Origin of the sequence: Streptococcus sp. 2021WUSS126 (genome assembly GCF_044427255.1) — a bacterium.
Lineage (GTDB): Bacteria > Bacillota > Bacilli > Lactobacillales > Streptococcaceae > Streptococcus > Streptococcus hashimotonensis.
Window position 1 is genome coordinate 1 of sequence record NZ_JAOTGI010000023.1, and the last position, 16,831, is coordinate 16,831.

General features: G+C 37.5%; 9 protein-coding genes. 1 reads left to right on the forward strand and 8 read right to left on the reverse strand.

The features are described 5' to 3' along the window. Positions 1-248 precede the first annotated feature (248 nt). From ODU39_RS08410 to ODU39_RS08425, 4 genes are all read right to left on the reverse strand, one after another. Complete coding sequence (locus ODU39_RS08410; protein ID WP_398580225.1) at positions 249-2,474, reverse strand: P-loop NTPase fold protein; 2,226 nt, start codon at positions 2,472-2,474, stop codon at positions 249-251. Between the two features lie 308 nt (positions 2,475-2,782). Beyond that, complete coding sequence (gene glmS, locus ODU39_RS08415) at positions 2,783-4,594, reverse strand: glutamine--fructose-6-phosphate transaminase (isomerizing) (protein ID WP_398580226.1); 1,812 nt, start codon at positions 4,592-4,594, stop codon at positions 2,783-2,785. A 294-nt stretch (positions 4,595-4,888) separates the two neighbouring features. Next, positions 4,889-5,431, reverse strand: coding sequence for a signal peptidase I (gene lepB / locus ODU39_RS08420; protein ID WP_105136204.1), 543 nt, complete (start codon positions 5,429-5,431; stop codon positions 4,889-4,891). Positions 5,432-5,473: 42 nt separating this feature from the next. Beyond that, positions 5,474-6,091, reverse strand: a complete 618-nt coding sequence (locus tag ODU39_RS08425) for a GDSL-type esterase/lipase family protein (protein ID WP_136671685.1) — start codon at positions 6,089-6,091, stop codon at positions 5,474-5,476. Positions 6,092-6,175: 84 nt separating this feature from the next. Between ODU39_RS08425 and ODU39_RS08430 the strand changes: the two genes are divergently transcribed. After that, positions 6,176-7,285 (forward strand): NAD(P)/FAD-dependent oxidoreductase, encoded by a 1,110-nt coding sequence (locus ODU39_RS08430; RefSeq protein ID WP_398580227.1) that lies wholly within the window; start codon positions 6,176-6,178, stop codon positions 7,283-7,285. 325 nt (positions 7,286-7,610) lie between these two features. Here the strand turns inward: ODU39_RS08430 and ide-Ssuis are convergent, their stop codons facing one another. The 4 genes from ide-Ssuis to ODU39_RS08450 all read right to left on the reverse strand — a co-directional run bounded on the left by ide-Ssuis (position 7,611) and on the right by ODU39_RS08450 (position 16,824). Further along, positions 7,611-10,886 carry a host-specific IgM cysteine endopeptidase Ide-Ssuis gene (ide-Ssuis, locus tag ODU39_RS08435; protein WP_398580228.1) on the reverse strand — a complete coding sequence of 1,092 codons (3,276 nt, stop codon included), beginning with the start codon at positions 10,884-10,886 and terminating at the stop codon, positions 7,611-7,613. Between the two features lie 160 nt (positions 10,887-11,046). Then, on the reverse strand, positions 11,047-12,552 hold the full coding sequence (pyk, locus tag ODU39_RS08440) for a pyruvate kinase (RefSeq protein WP_044754844.1): 1,506 nt from the start codon (positions 12,550-12,552) through the stop codon (positions 11,047-11,049). 66 nt (positions 12,553-12,618) lie between these two features. Beyond that, on the reverse strand, positions 12,619-13,629 hold the full coding sequence (pfkA, locus tag ODU39_RS08445; RefSeq protein WP_024381452.1) for a 6-phosphofructokinase: 1,011 nt from the start codon (positions 13,627-13,629) through the stop codon (positions 12,619-12,621). A gap of 84 nt (positions 13,630-13,713) precedes the next feature. Then, positions 13,714-16,824: a DNA polymerase III subunit alpha gene (locus ODU39_RS08450; protein ID WP_208571488.1), complete on the reverse strand. Its 3,111-nt coding sequence runs from the start codon at positions 16,822-16,824 to the stop codon at positions 13,714-13,716. Positions 16,825-16,831 lie beyond the last annotated feature (7 nt).

Below are 16,831 nucleotides of genomic sequence, written 5' to 3' on the forward strand. Positions count from 1 at the left end.
TCACTATTATCAACATTTTTAGTCAAAAACAGAACTTAGTCTGAGACTAAATTCTGTTGGTTTGATGCAGTTTTCTCAGACTAACTTCTAGAATGTCTGAAACTAGAACTTACTTTGAGAATTTACCAATTTAACAAAATTTAACAAAATTAGCAAATTTTGTATAATATTTCAAAAATTCTCAAAAGCAGATCAATTTCTTGAAATATTTTATATTATTACAACAGAATATTAGTATCAATTTGCAATTAATAAGTCTCCGTTATTAATGTTTCCATGACCTTCTTCCATTGTGAATACCTATCTTTCAAAGAAGTTTTATAATCTGGATAAGAATTTTCTATATCACCAAATTCATTATACTCGTTTTCTATTATATATTCTCCACGTTCATTTAATTTATTAGAATCTGGATTTCTTTCAAGATTTTCAATATAATCTCTTAATTTACCAAATTCCCGATAACCATTGGAATTCATAAAAATAGATATATGTTCTTTAGCTGAAATTCCGTTTATTGTATCAGTCGTTTCTAAGTTTTTTACAATATACTGAGCATGTTCTATATACAATGTAAATTCCTTAACAATTTTTTTATCATTATATTTTTTATTGAAGGAAGTATTTTGACTTACTTTTAAAAGGATGTCATCAAATTTATACTGATCAGACTTTTTAAATTCAGTGGGACTCTCACAATTATTTACTATTACAGGGAACAAAGCGTCCTTATCTTCGAATTCAATACATATATCTAACGTAAATTCTAAATATTCTTTAATGAGATATAATGAAATATTCCCAGAAATTGAATAGTAAGAATGTAGATATCTATATAGAATTCTCGAACTAATTAAATCTTCCTCATTGTCTGTCTCAAGTAAATATTCACTTACATAATCCAAATCTATCAAATCAATAAATCGTTCAATATCACTAGTTAAGAAATAGAATCTTTTTATTGTATTTATAATCATACTTTCTAGTGTAGGATTAAAATCAATTTTTTGATCCTTTACAAAGTATCTAGCCAATGAATTTTGGTAAATATTTTTCCATTTTTTGTCATACCTTCCAGAAACCACTATATTTTTATATGTCCTTGTAGGATGTCTATACTTAAATTTTATATAATTCTCTGAGACCCAATCTTCTATAGTTCTCCCTTTTAAATCTGATTTTGGATCCCGACTAGTTAACAATAAAACCTCATCATCATTAAACTGATAATCATTGGAAATTTTTAAAGACTTTAATTCTAACCTCATATAGTTAAGAACAAGAACTTCTTGCACTTCCAACCTATCAGTAATCCTTTCTTTACTATTTTCTTGAACATAGTAAGGTAATCCATTTTCAAAATTGTATTTTTCAATTATCTTTTTAAGTAATTTATATTTTCTTGAATCATTACTTTTTTTAGTTATACGATTCACCAAAAATTTAAATGGAATACTACTCCCACTAGACATATTAATCTCCCAGCAATCCATTAATCTACTTAAAACATAAGAAATTTGAAATCTTAAATCAGTTTCATCACTTAAATAACTTAACTCATGAATAATAGGTCTATAGTTAGTCAGGGAATCAAGTCTAATTCTCTCACCCCATACCTCTGAAAATACTCCTGAAAAGTTCTCTATTTCCTGAGAATTATTTTTCTTAAAAAATTGCTTTAGTAAATCTTTGATTATCTCTGGATTAAATTTTATTTGATATTGATATGGGTGAAATTTAGGAATAACAATTTCAGTGATAAATTTTTCCAAAGATTCATTTGTGGAAATAACTATTACTCTACAGCCAATAGACTGCTGGATATAGTCAATAACACCTAGTACATCATTATAAGCTCCAAAATCTGTTATTTCTGCGGTTCCATCAACATTTGAAATACGCTCAAAATCATCAATTACAACAAAATATTTTTCTCGAAAATTTCTTAAAATTGATAGTCCATTTAATTGATACATAAATCTAAATATTGTTCCTATTAATGGTAAATCAACTAGTAAAGAAATTTTAGTCTCATGCACTATTTGCTCATTGATTTCTTGGATAATCTCATTTCTACTAGTTAATCCAAATAAAGAAACATAAAAATATTCTTGATTCAAACTATCCAAGGAAGTTTTAACAAATTTTGTTTTACCACTACCCCATGGTCCCAAAACCCAGATATTCATTAAGTTATTGTTTCTTATTATCCGTTCAAACTCAGGTTCAACTTGATCCTTAGTTTTTGACTTCAGTTTTTTCAAACAGTTCTCCCCCAGTATTATACAAGTGAGGATAAGAAACAAAAGAAATAATAATTTATATAAACATAATACCATCTCAATTTTAATTGAGATTCCAAAGACATTATCGATAAGGAATAACACATTTCTTACAATTTCTTTTCCAACATCCATCACAGATAATATTATCAGAAAAAAGTTAAACAACCATAAATTTCTAATTACTTTCAAACTCTTATTTCCTACTTACTAAATCAAGTGCTACTTTGCTTTTTATTACTTTTTTTACGTTTTAATTTATTTCATTCACTATTTTTTGTCTCCTATTTCAAATCAGAAATATAATTCTTCACTTATTTATTTTTAAAATTCGTATAATATAAACTATTGATGCAAAATATAGTTGCTATATATAGTGGATCCAGTTCAAAATAGAAAGTCAAATGTGGACATGACTACTGTTGTTTAACCAAACTAAATAAGAAATTATTTCTAAATATTTGTATAAAAAAGATTTGGTCCCCCAAATCTTTTTCTTCTTATTCAACAGTAACAGACTTAGCCAAGTTACGTGGTTTATCAACATCCAAACCGCGTTGCAATGTTGCATAGTAAGCAATCAACTGTGTCGGAACGACCATAGCAATCGCTGACAAGAATGGATGAACAGTTGTAACAGTGATGTCATCTTCTTCCTTAGCTACTGCTTCATCAACAATTGTCAAGACATTGGCACCACGCGCCACTACTTCCTGAATATTGCCTCGAGTATGGCTTGCAAGGTGTGGATGATTTGAAATCAAAGCCAAGACAGGGACACCGTCTTCAATCAATGAAATGGTACCGTGTTTCAATTCACCTGCCGCAAAGCCTTCACACTGGATGTATGAAATTTCTTTCAATTTCAAGCTGGCTTCCATAGAAACGTAGTAGTCGCTACCACGACCGATATAGAATGCGTTGCGAGTGGTTGATAAGAGTTTTTCAACTTTTTCAGCAATCACATCTTTTTCTGACAAGCTGGCCTCGATAGATTGAGCTACGATGGACAATTCATGCACCAAGTCAAATTCTTTCGCGTAGGCATTGCCATTTGCATCACCGACAGCCTTAGCCAAGATTGCCAAAGTCGCAATCTGTGCAGTGTAGGCTTTTGTAGAAGCTACCGCAATTTCTGGTCCTGCATGGAGCAACATGGTGTAAGTTGCCTCACGTGATAGGGTAGAACCAGGAACGTTGGTTACAGTCAAACTTGGGATGCCCATTTCATTCGCTTTAACCAATACCTGACGGCTATCAGCAGTTTCACCTGACTGGCTAATCATGACAAAGAGTGGCTTTTTGCTCAAAAGCGGCATATTGTAGCCCCACTCAGATGAAATTCCCAATTCCACTGGTGTATCTGTCAATTTTTCCAAGAAGTCTTTTGCGGCAAATCCTGCGTGATAGGAAGTTCCAGCAGCCAAGATATAGATACGGTCAGCTTCTTGTACTGCCTTAATAATATCCGCATCAACTGTTACCTGACCAGCTTCATTTGTATAAGCGCTAATCAATTTACGCATAACAGTTGGTTGCTCATCAATTTCCTTGAGCATGTAGTATGGATAAGTTCCCTTACCAATATCTGACAAATCAAGCTCAGCTGTATAGCTACCACGCTCAATCGCATTGCTATCATAGTCCATGACTTCAACACTATCTTTTTTCACGATAACTAATTCCTTATCATAAATTTCCATGTATTCACTTGTCTCACGAATCATAGCCATGGCATCTGAGCAGACCATGTTATAGCCATCGCCCAAACCAATCAAAAGTGGAGATTTATTTTTGGCAACGTAGATAGTATCTGCATCCGTGGCATCAATCAAGGCAAAGGCATATGAACCTTGAATAATCTTCAATGCTTTTTTGAAGGCTTCTAGAGTTGACAAACCTTCTTCTGCAAATTGACCAATCAAATGCACAGCAATCTCTGTATCTGTCTGACCTTTCAAGTCATGACCTGCAAGATACTCTTCCTTGATTTCTGCATAGTTTTCAATCACACCGTTGTGAACAAGGACATGCCCAGCAGTTTGAGAAGTGTGAGGGTGAGCGTTGTTCTCAGTTGGTTTCCCGTGGGTCGCCCAACGAGTATGACCGATCCCTGTTGTCCCTTCGGTCTTATCGCCAACTTTTGCAGACAATTCTGCAATGCGACCAACAGCTTTCACAAGATGAGCTTGCTCACCACCCGTCACAAAAATACCTGCTGAATCATAACCACGGTATTCTAATTTTTCAAGTCCTTGAATCAAAATATCAGTTGCGTTTGTATTTCCTACAACACCAACGATTCCACACATACATATCACCTACGATGTTTGTTAACATCGGCTTTCATTTCTTTAAAAATTGGTCTAGTCTAATTTATATCTAAAAAGACCAGTGAAATCAGTATATAACAAGATTTCATCCTTGTCAACATTTTAATTGGTCTAGTCTAATTTCAAAATACAGATCCAGTCATCTCATACTCAATGAAAATCAAAAGTAGCCTAGGAAACGAAGCCGAAGATAGAACTGGAGTTCATCAAGGCAAGTTGACAACGGATAATTTTGATTTTCGAAGAGTATCAACACAATAAAAAAAGCTGATTCTACTGAACCAGCCCTGTCTTAATAAAACCAAATTCTGAAAGTGGACTAATCCGAAAAGTCAGTCTACCAACAATATCCTCACTAGAAATCAAACCAAAACTACGACTATCCTGTTGATTCGTTCGTACATCATTCAACACCAAATAGTGCCCCTCTGGAATGACGTTGTACTTTCCATTTGTCAAGGTTTCCAATGTAAAGTCATCTGTATAACTTTCTTGTGAATGAGGCGTTTTTAAATAGTTCTCTGTAACAATAATATCATTACGATAGAGAACATCGTCCATATAGGTAACCGTCTCATTTTCCAATGCAATCACACGACTCACATACTCTTTTCCCTCATGGTTATACAAAATAAAATCTCCATGAATCGGACGGACATTTCGCACCGTCATGATAAAGTCGTTTTTCTTCAAATAACTATTTGCCATCTCAGGGGTAATCGTGACTGGCTCAAGTAACCAAAATCGTAGGCCAATGATTCCAAAAATCAATAAGACCAATAAACTGATTTGTTTTATTAAATCTCTTTTTACCATAATCTCTCCATTTCACTAGTATTATACCACAATTTAGAGCTATTAGTGTCTGAGATGCTGGTAAATCTCTTCAGCAATAACTTGATTTCCTAGCGGTGTCAAATGAAGACCATCGCTATAGTATTCAAGATGTCCCTCCGTCACAGTGTAAAGGTTAATAACTGGTAAACCAAGTTCATTTCCGATAGCTGGGATAATCTTTTGTAATTCATTTTCAATAATTTGATTATTCAATCCAAAACGACTGGTTGGTACGTAAGGCGGGATGACTAAATAAACATCCGGCTGGCTTGGTAAAACCATATACTGCTCTGCCATTTCCCTATACTCTCGAATAAATCTCTCCCTATTCCAATATGGTCCTCGGCTGTCGTTACTACCAATCATGATGATGACAATATCTGCTTCACTCTCAAGTGAAAGTTTGGCATTCTTCTCTTTAAAGTAAGGAAAATCTGCAGTTGACTGAAGTGAACGCCCACTCAATCCGTAATTTGAAACTTGATAGTAATGCCCAAGTTTCTCAGCTAGAATACAAGGATAGGCATCTTTTTCACGATTCTCCAAGCCATATCCATAAGTCAAACTATCTCCGACTGTTGCAACTTTTACGGCCCCACTTCCAACGGTTAGGACCTCAGGATACATTATATCTGACACACGAACTCCTCAATTTTTCTTATTTTCTATTGTATCATGTTGAAAAAAATAAATAAACTTCTGAATTTGTGATATAATTAACTTATGAAAAAACAAGTTATTATTATAGGCGGAGGAATTGTTGGCTCTACTGCAGCCTTTTATCTCTCCCAAGAAGAACAAGTCAATCTTACTCTCATTGATTCAGGTATTGGAACAGCCACACGAGCTGCCGCAGGTATCATCTGCCCATGGATGGCTCAGAAAAAAAATAAAGACTGGTACAAGCTGACTTCCGATGGTGCTGTTTTCTACCGTCAATTGGTAGCCGATTTGGAAAAATCGGGTGCTACTGAAATTCCATTCAAACAGACTGGAACCATCGGCCTAAAAAGTAAGCCTGAACTACTTGATAAAATCCAAAAAATTGCCGAGGAACGTCGCGTAGATACTCCGACTATTGGCGAAATTACTCCGCTTGTAGGCTCGGAAATTAACCAGTACTTGCCACTACTTAAACCAGACTATTTTGGTATCCATTTAGAAGGTGGCGGTCGTATTGATGGTGGGCGTTTGATTGATATTCTTCAGGAACAATTTTTGAAAAATGGTGGTACACGTATCTACGGACAAGCAAAACTGCTCGACAACCATACTGTCGAAGTAGATAATCAAGTGCTTACGGCTGACCATATTATCTTAGCCACAGGGGCCTGGTTGCCACATATTCTTGAACCTCTTGGTTATCAAGTGGATGTTCGACCACAAAAAGGACAATTGTTAGAATTAGATACAGAATTCGATACTGATAATTGGCCAGTTTGTATGCCTTACGGAGAGATTGACATCCTACCATTTGAAAATGGAAAAATCATTATTGGTGCAACTCATGAAGATGATATGGGGTACGATTTAGAATTAGACCCTGAAAAAATCCAAGCCATGTATGATAAAATAGCCGAATTCATGCCTGATTTGGCAAACTATCCTGTAGCCAGAACTCGCATTGGAACGCGCGCCTATACTTCAACTTATTCTCCATTCTACGGAAATATTGAGGATATGCCTAATGTCTGGGTAGCTAGTGGTCTAGGCTCTACCGGTCTGACAAACGGTCCAATTATCGGTTGGCAAATTGCTAAAGAAATTCTCAATCAAGAAACAAACTTTGACCGTACACCATATTCTCCAAATAGATATATTCTCAAAAAATAAGATACAATAAGTTTAGATTCTACTAACCCTTTAAATGTAGATACTAAGACTAGTTGCTATCTAACCAATAAATACAATAAGCAACGGGGGAACCTCGTTGCTTATTTCTATCTAGAATACTACCATTCTAGTCTCAAACTATTAAAGGATTATCTATAGCATGTTATCGCAACCATAGAAACTGATTCACTTAAAAACCTAATTCGTTGAAAATATAGTCTTTTAATTTACTTTTAGTACTAGGCAACGAGCCGCAGGCATAACTGGAGTTAGGCAAGACGAGTTAACGAAGTAATAAAAGAAAAACTAAACGACGATACTTCTTTTACTTACGTCTTTTCTTTAACAAACCTAAAGCACTACCAAAAACAAGAGTCAATAGACCGACTCCCATAATCTGTCTTGAAGTAGGTGTACTTACTTTCGAAGATTGTTCTACGCCTAAAATTTGTTTTGCACTTGCTTGAGATTGAACTCCCATATTCTTACCAGATTCAATAGTATTATTTGAGGTTTGTGAGATATTTTCTACGAGCACTACAGGCTCAGAAGCAGATGAAACCGTTTCAACTAACTCTGTCTCCTTGTGTTCCATAACAATTTCTGCTTTAGACACCTGATGCTCTGTGTTATTAGACTCTAATAACACAGTATTCTGATAGCTCATACCTATCTCAGTACTATTTGAGTTTGAAGACTGAGCAATGGTGGCTTCTAGCAATGGAGACCCTGCTTCTACTAAGCTTGATTCTAGCAATTCTTTCTTAATAATTTTTGATTGAACAGAGATTAGCCCTTCAGTATTTGGTTTTCTAACCTCTCTTTTCGATAACGAAGAAACTTCCACTTCTGCATTCGTGTCTCTCTTAGAACCGATAAGGGGGATAGCTACTGGTTCAATCACTGGATTATCCAGATTAACTGATGAAACAGCAGTTAGAGAGGTAGCTGCATGAATTTCAGGTTTGTTTACAGATACAGTTTCGACATTCGTTGGTTCGCTCGAGATTGGTTCTGCAATTTCTGTCTCTCTAGCCTGAATGGAGTCTTTTTCAAGCGGAGTAGCTACAGATGCAGCTTCGACATTAGTTGATTCGCTCGAGGTTGGTTCTGCAATTTCTGTCTCTCCAGCCTGAATGGAGTCTTTTTCAAGCGGAGTAGCTACAGATTCAGTTTCGGCATTCGTTGGTTCGCTCAAAGTTTGTTCCACATTTTCTGTCTCTCTGGTCTGAATGGAATCTTTTTCAAGCGGAGTGGCTACAGATTCAGTTGTGGAACTATCTGCATATGCCGAGGAACCACGGGGAGTAACTGAAGAGGTAGCTGAATGGATTTCAGAATTGTCGACAAGTTCAGCTTCAACACTAGTTGATTCGCTCGAGGTTGGTTCTGCAATTTCTGTCTCTCCGGCTTGAATGGAGTCATTTTCAAGTGGAGTAGCTACAGATTCAGTTACGGAATTATCTATATACGTCGGGGAACCATGAGGAGTAGCTACATCATTAATAGGAGTGACCACAGATTCAGTTTCGACATTCGTTGGTTCTACAAGAGAGATTTCTACATTTTGATGTGGTATTGAGTCTGGTTGTTCAGAAACAACCGCCTCCACTCTATCTTCTTCTTTGTCATTTGCACCCCCTACGATTAGGGTGTCTGACAGAAGTTCCGAATTCTGATTTTCAACTTTTTCTGACTCAAGAAGCTCTTCAACTTGGTCTATCTCATCATTTTTTACATCTTCTTCAACAGCTACTACTAGCGAATCCGTTTCTGACGTTTGCATGTTTCCTGATAGTTCTGAACCAAATTCATCCTTGTTTTCAATAATTATTGGTAATGTATCTGCCTCTTGTGCAAAAACATTATCTCCCTCAGCCTCTACAGAAGATGTCGTTTGGGCCTCCACTGGAAAATGCAATTGATCGGTACCATCTGCAATAATACCTGCATTCTCTGTGTCTGCTTCCAAATTTGTGGAACTTGTTTCTTGAGATGATAGAGAATCAACATCTGAAACCGTTGAACGATTACCTACTGGTAAATCTGGTGCCAAAGCATTTCCAACTTCTGAAATAGGAAAATCTAAACTCTTTAAACTATTTAAACCATTTTCCAATGCACCACTTAGCGTCTCAGAACTTTCTGCCTTTTGAATAGATAGAATTCCTTGATTATAGAGATTATTTAGTTTTTCAAGATAAATCAGCCGCATTGATTCTGGCAATTCAGATTGTCCTTGAATAGACAAAGTCAACGCCTTCTTTGTATCGGCTAATGTCTGACTAGCTGTTTCTTTAGCTTTTGCAAGCGGATTGAAATATTCTTCCCATAAGTCTTGACCCAGACGGATTGTATGGACATAATCCAAAAGCGCTCCAGCTGAATTATTTTTCATATGATTATTCAAACGTGGATTTCCGGAAGCATCACGAGTAATTCCCATACGCTTCAAGCCAATTTGTTCTTGTTGATCATCAGAATCTGTGATATAGACAGCCTTAATCTTACCTTGATTGTCGTACTCAGCACCCCATACCGTCACAATATGCGTTGCATAACCTAATGTTCTATAAGTTAAGCCGAGTAATCCTTTGCTCTCCAAAACAGTTCGAACATCCTCACCAAAACGCTCATAGCTACCACTGAAAATACGATTTGTCAGTTTTTTCTCTTTGAAAACGTCGTAGAAAAAGCCACCCCTACTATCTGGTACTAACTGGCTATCTTCCAGATTGACACCGCCCTGTGCCTTAGGTTTATATCCGTTAATAAACAAGTCAACTAAGGCATCTGACACAAAACCATTTGTACGATAACCATAGTAAGTTTTGAACATATCAAAAACTCGACTATTTTGTTGATTTTGGAATGAATTAATATAGCGCCGTAAGTCCGTTATTGCGTAGTTTTCTTCAACATTTACTGTACCCTTTTTTTCTTTGAGATATCGCTCAACATAGGAACTATTCTGTTCCAACCACCAATGTACCATGTTTGAAGACACAGCTGCAAAACAAAGATTAAGGTCAATAAATGAAGCATTTAGACTTTTATTGGTATCATAGTAGCCTTTTCCAGCCTCAAACGGTGCTGTATAGTTTAAATAGTCTCCATACTTCTCCTTTACAAAACCACCGCTTTGTTCCATTGCAGGAGGAGTAATTCCATGAGCCCATATAATTTGTCGTTGCTCGCCACTCTCCGTTTTATAACTGGTCTGATTCAAAATTTCTTTTGTCTCAGCAACCTCTATCTGATTTTGCTCATTTGTCGTAACTTCTGTGTCGTCTCTAGAAACTGCATTCTCGTCCCCATTGTCCGATTTCATCTCTACCGCTACTTCCCCTTCAGCGATAACAGGTGATGGGATGTTGTCTGCTATTTCCTCTACAATTTCAAGATTAGAACCATCTAGGGATTCATTTTTTTCTGATTCAATAGATGCCTCATCCTTGACTTGTGATTCTTCAATTATTTCATTCACTCCTGTAACAACTGTATCTGCAGCAACAGTGGATGTATGAATAGCACATAGCAAAGAGACTGAGACCAAGCCAACCGCTGATTTTCTCAAAGAAAATCGTTCTTGAATTCTCATCTTTCCTCCATTTATATTTATATTCTTTGAACAAGTTATTCTTACTCTTATTTATTTTTTATATCAACATCCCAAAATCATTTAGAGACAGAAAATCTATAACAGCACGTATTTAACTTATTCTCTAATTACTACAAAAAGGTCCAAGCGGACCTTTTTATTATTTTACTGTACGAACACGCATAGTGTTTGTTGAACCTGCAACACCTACAGGCACACCAGCAACGATAATAATGTCATCTCCTGCTTCAACAAGACCTTGCTCTTTGGCAATACGTTCAGCCAAATCAAACATATCGTCAGTTGAATCTGGACGTTTTGTTACAATTGGAATAACACCCCAGTTAAGCATCAATGATTTTTGTACTTTCTCAGTAAATGTTACTGCCAAGATGTCCGCATCTGGACGGTATTTAGAGATCGAACGAGCTGAGTAACCTGTTTCTGTAACTGTTACAACTAGTTTGATGTCCATTGAGTGACATGCATCTTTTACTGCAGAAGCAATAACTTCTGTTTTAGAGGCACGATTAAACTGATCAGAGTTCAAACGACCATATTCATTAAGAAGAGTCTGTGCGTTTTTAGCGATAGTTGCCATTGTACGAACTGATTCTACTGGATATTTACCGTTTGCAGACTCACCTGAAAGCATTGTTGCGTCAGTACCGTCGATAACTGCGTTGAATACGTCTGATACTTCTGAACGAGTTGCACGTGGTTTTTCAGTCATTGTTTCCAACATGTTTGTTGCTGTGATAACTGCTTTACCAGCTGCATTCACTTTAGTGATAATCATTTTTTGGTAAACTGGAACCATTTCAAATGGTACTTCGATACCCATGTCACCACGAGCAATCATGATACCATCTGCTGCTTCGATGATTTCGTCGATGTTGTCGATACCTTGTTGGTTTTCGATTTTCGCAAACAATTGAACGTGATCGTTACCAGTTTCTTTACAGATGTTACGAACAACTTCTACGTCTTTTGCAGTACGTACAAATGAGATAGCAATAAAGTTCAAACCTTGCTCAAGACCGAAGCGGATATCTGCATTATCACGCTCTGCAAGAGCTGGGAAAGGAATTTTTGTGTAAGGGATGTTTACACCTTTTTGTTTAGCAATTACACCGTCGTTTTCAACCAAAACAACAAATTCACGGTTTACTGCATCTTTTTCAACAACTGTCAAACCAAGTTTGCCATCATCAACAAGGATTTGCTTACCAACTTCAACATCATCAAAGACATCCAAACCACCTGCTACGTTCAGGGCAATCACTTCTTTTGTAGATTTGATACCTTGTTTTGTAGCAACACGCAATTTGTCACCAGTTGTATATGCGTATTCTTTTGCATCATCTTCAAACAATTCTGTACGGATTTCTGGACCTTTTGTATCCAACAAGAAACCTACTTTTTTACCAGCGATTTCTTCTGCACGACGAACTGTTGCCATACGATCACCTTGCTCTTGGTGGTCACCGTGTGAGAAGTTGAAACGGAAAACATTGGCACCTTCTGTAATCAAAGCAGCAATTTTCTGTGCTGATGACTCAACATCCAATTTTTCACCCCAGTAACCATCGTCACCGAATTTTTTACCACCGCGGATTTCTACCGCTGGACCAAGGGTTGCAACAATTTTAACACGTTTGTTCATCTTAACAAAACTCCTTTTATTTCAATGGTCATATGACCCTTAATTAACACTTTTAAACAATGATACCTAGATTGACAAGTTACGGTTCAAATCAGCCAACTCCAAATCTGCTTTATGTGGATTATTAACTACAATCTTGCCATCAGTAGTCAAGCTAAACAAGGCACCTTCTTCTGCAGTTCCAAGAATTGGATTTTCAACCATTTGCTCGTTACGGATACCTACCGCAAGACCACCACGGCCTTCTTTAAGCAATTTAACGGCATGAGCTCCCATACGAGAAGCAAGTACACGATCACGCGCTGTTGGAGAACCACCACGTTGGATATGACCAAGTTCTGTCACACGAAGATCACTTGTATCGCCTGCTGCTTTCAATTCTTCAGCAAACTGTGCCGCTGGCATAACACCTTCGGCCAAGACAATGATGCTATGTTTCTTACCTTTATCGTAACCCGCTTTAATACGGTCAACAACATCGTTGATATTGAAGTCTTCTTCTGGAACAACAATAACATCTGCACCAGAAGCAATACCAGCCCAAAGAGCGATATCACCTGCATGACGTCCCATTACTTCAATGACGAAAGTACGACGGTGACTTGATGAAGTATCGCGAATCTTATCAATCGCATCCATAGCAGTTGTTACAGCTGTGTCAAAACCGATTGTAAAATCTGTCCCCACGATGTCGTTGTCAATGGTACCAGGTACACCAATAGCTGGGAAACCATGCTCCGTCAAGCGCATTGCTCCGTGGTAAGAACCGTCACCACCGATAACAACTACACCTTCAATACCATGTTTTTTCAATTGCTCAATCCCTTTAAGTTGCCCTTCTAATTTGGCAAATTCTGGATAACGAGCTGAACCAAGGAATGTTCCTCCACGTGAAATAATATCACCTACAGAACGTGCAGACAATTCATGGATATCACCCGCAACCATACCTGCGTAACCTTCGTTGATTCCATAAACTTCCATTCCTTCTGAAATTGCTTGACGAACAACTGCACGAATAGCAGCATTCATACCAGGGGCGTCACCACCACTGGTCAAAACAGCAATACGTTTCATTCGTTAATGCTCCTTTAACTTTTCATTTTAACTGCCCTATTATAACATACTTAACCTAAACTTGCTTGACTTTTTGCTATTTTTTTATCGAAAAATCGTTTTCATAACAAATTCACTTAACTCTTCTTCTAATTGAGGCGTTTTCATAACCATGTGGTGTTCAGCCTGAATTGTCTGATTACTATCTTGATAATGAAGTACTACTGGAATGCTTCCTCTATATTTATCCAAAATACGAGCAACGGCATAATCGTGTTCTCGATTTTCCAAAAGAATCCAAAATTTCTCCAAACTAACAGGCTCTAATTTTTCTAGAACTAATTGCAACTGTCCATCACGCTCTTGCACTCTACCTGTGATGTAGCCCATTCCCCCTTCTTCCAAAATAGAAGCGTATTGGCGATAAGATTCTGGGAAAAGAGTCACGTCAAGTGTCCTCTTGGTATCTGTCACTCGAAGAAATGCCATCTGCTCCCCAGTCTTTTTGGTACGAATCAATCGAATAGCTTGAATCTGCACAAGAACGGTTGCTCGATTGCCAACCGCTAAATCAGCCAAATCTGTAAAACTACGCTTAGATTCTCGACAAATATTGGCTAAAGGATGCGGACTAATACCGACACCTAGCAATTCCTGCTCTAGCATAAATTTTTCGCTGTCACTGTAATCTTCTACATCTGTCCAACTATAACTCTCTTCTGCAAAAAATGTACCAATCGCCTCTGCAAAGACAAAGAGATTGTCTAGATTTTCAATAATCTTTTTACGATTGGCGTCAAAATCATCAAATAAACCAATCTGAATAAGAGGGATCAGTAAATCTTTTTTCTTGAAATTATCTGGCAAGCGCAAAATAAAATCTTCTACAGACTTATAGGGACGATGATCCAATATCCATAACGCTAAATCTTTAGGCAAACCTTTTAGTGTTTTTAATCCTAGGTAAACCTTACTTTTATCAAACTTATCGTGATAAGGAATATTGTTAATCGTGAGTCGAGCCACCTCAAAGTCAAACTGCATCGCATCTTCAATATAAGCACTGCTAGAATGATTGAGCATGACATCAAAAAAGACATCCGTATAGTGACTCTTGAAATAAGCCATTTGAAAGGCTAAGGCTGAATAAGCATAGGCGTGGCTACGGTTAAAACCATATCCAGCGAACTTAGCCATCATGCCAAATATTTCCCTTGCATTCTCTTCAGCATGTCCGTTTTTCATTGCTCCCTGTAAAAATTCCGCTTCCATTGCCTGCATTTCTTGGGCATTCTTTTTAGACATCGCCCTGCGGAGTAAATCCGCCTTTCCAAGCGTAAAGCCTGCATAGACCTGTGCAATCTGCATAACCTGTTCCTGATAAAGCATGATACCATAAGTCGGTTGTAAAATAGGTGCAATGGTTGGGTCCAACAAATCAACTGTCTCTTGTCCATGCTTGCGTTTTACAAAGTTATCCGAATAATCACTAGCCCCCGGTCTATTCAAACTTGTTGTTGCAACTATATCTTCAAATCGACCAGGTTTGACCCTTCGAAGCAGGCTAATCGCACCAGGCTGTTCAAATTGAAAAATTCCCTTAGTCCGACCAGTAGCAAAAAGTTCCAAGGTTTTCTTGTCTTCTAAATCTATCTTGGCAATATCAATTTCCTGCTGATAACGTTCACGTACTCCTTCTGCCATTTTTTGAACAAAGGTCAGATTTCGTAAGCCAAGGAAATCCATCTTCAACAGACCATTCGCCTCAACAGCATGTGCATCATATTGGGTTACCAGCATGTCATCCCCTATCTTAAGAGGGATGGTATCTGTCAACTCCTCATCACTCATCACTATCCCTGCTGCATGGATAGAAGTCTGTCGGGGTTGCCCTTCAATTTGTTGAGCAATCGCAAAAGCTTTTTGGTACTCTATCTTACTATTGATAATCTGACGAAAAGCGGCATTTCGCTGATAGGCAGAAGTAAGACTATCCCTAAATGAAATTTTCTTGGTAATATTACTTAACTCATATTCAGGTGTTCCGAAACGCTTAAATACATCACGAATGGCCTGCTTGGCACCAAAAGTTGAATATGTTACAATCTGGGCAGCATGGGTCGAACCGTAACGGTCCCGCACATAACGAATAAAGTCAGCCCTGTGAATGTCTGGAATATCAATATCAATATCCGGCATAGAATAACGTTCACTATTTAAAAATCGTTCAAATAGCAAGTGATGTTTAACAGGGTCTATCCCTGTTATATTCAAGGCGTAGGCCACCAAGCTGCCGACTGCAGAACCACGTCCCATGCCCATGTAGTAACCCTGACTGCGTCCAAATCGGAGCAGGTCCCAGACAATCAAAAAATAATCATCAAATCCCATTTGATGAATAATGGATAATTCCTTTTCCAAGCGTTCCTTATACAGTGAATTAGTCAAGCCCTTCTCTTCTAATCCTTGATAGGAGCGCTCGTATAATTCTTCCACTGCAGGTCTGTCACGATTAAAACGCGGCAATTTTAAATCTGTATTTAATTGATAAGAAATCCCTGCAACCAAGTCACGTAAATTATCAACTGCTTGCGGAAACCGATTCGAAAATAGATTGGTTAAGCTATCAGCCGATAAAAGCTTTTGTCGACTATCTATATCTGCAACTTGATTAAGTGGAATATTATCTCGAATAGCATGGAGAACCTGTAGACTTTCCAATTGTTCCTCTTCAAAAAAACGAACCGTATGAATCGGGAGTATTGCTTGCTTAAAGTCTTGAACTGGTGTGTCAACCGTCACTCCGATATAATAGTTAGTACCTAACTCAAGGTGCTCAATGCCAGAAAAATAAGGAACAACCACTGCTATGTCGACTAAATATTGACGAATGGTTTCAAAATCATCTTGCCCTGTCATCTTAGCAGTCGAAATTTTCAATAGATTGCGATAACCTCTGGTTGTCAGAGCAATCAATTGAGTAGTGACGTCCTGCTCCCCTCCCTGTAATTTCCAGTCCAGTTCACAACCAATAATTGGTTGAAGCCCCATTTTGTTACAGGATTCCATAAAACTATAGGCTGCATAAAGACTGTTTTTATCCATTATCCCCAATGCGTGGTAACCAAGCTCTTTAGCCCTGCCTACATAACTCTCTATCGTCACCATGCTATCCATAAAGGTATAAACTGTCTTTGTATCTAATTGTGCCAGCATGGTATTC

What these genes read in the sequence shown, in the direction of transcription:
- pyk (WP_044754844.1), bottom strand. Translation starts at nt 12,552, where the DNA reads ATGAACAAACGTGTTAAAATTGTTGCAACCCTTGGTCCAGCGGTAGAA.
- ODU39_RS08450 (WP_208571488.1), bottom strand. Translation starts at nt 16,824, where the DNA reads ATGCTGGCACAATTAGATACAAAGACAGTTTATACCTTTATGGATAGC.
- pfkA (WP_024381452.1), bottom strand. Translation starts at nt 13,629, where the DNA reads ATGAAACGTATTGCTGTTTTGACCAGTGGTGGTGACGCCCCTGGTATG.
- ide-Ssuis (WP_398580228.1), bottom strand. Translation starts at nt 10,886, where the DNA reads ATGAGAATTCAAGAACGATTTTCTTTGAGAAAATCAGCGGTTGGCTTG.
- lepB (WP_105136204.1), bottom strand. Translation starts at nt 5,431, where the DNA reads ATGGTAAAAAGAGATTTAATAAAACAAATCAGTTTATTGGTCTTATTG.
- glmS (WP_398580226.1), bottom strand. Translation starts at nt 4,594, where the DNA reads ATGTGTGGAATCGTTGGTGTTGTAGGAAATACAAACGCAACTGATATT.
- ODU39_RS08430 (WP_398580227.1), top strand. Translation starts at nt 6,176, where the DNA reads ATGAAAAAACAAGTTATTATTATAGGCGGAGGAATTGTTGGCTCTACT.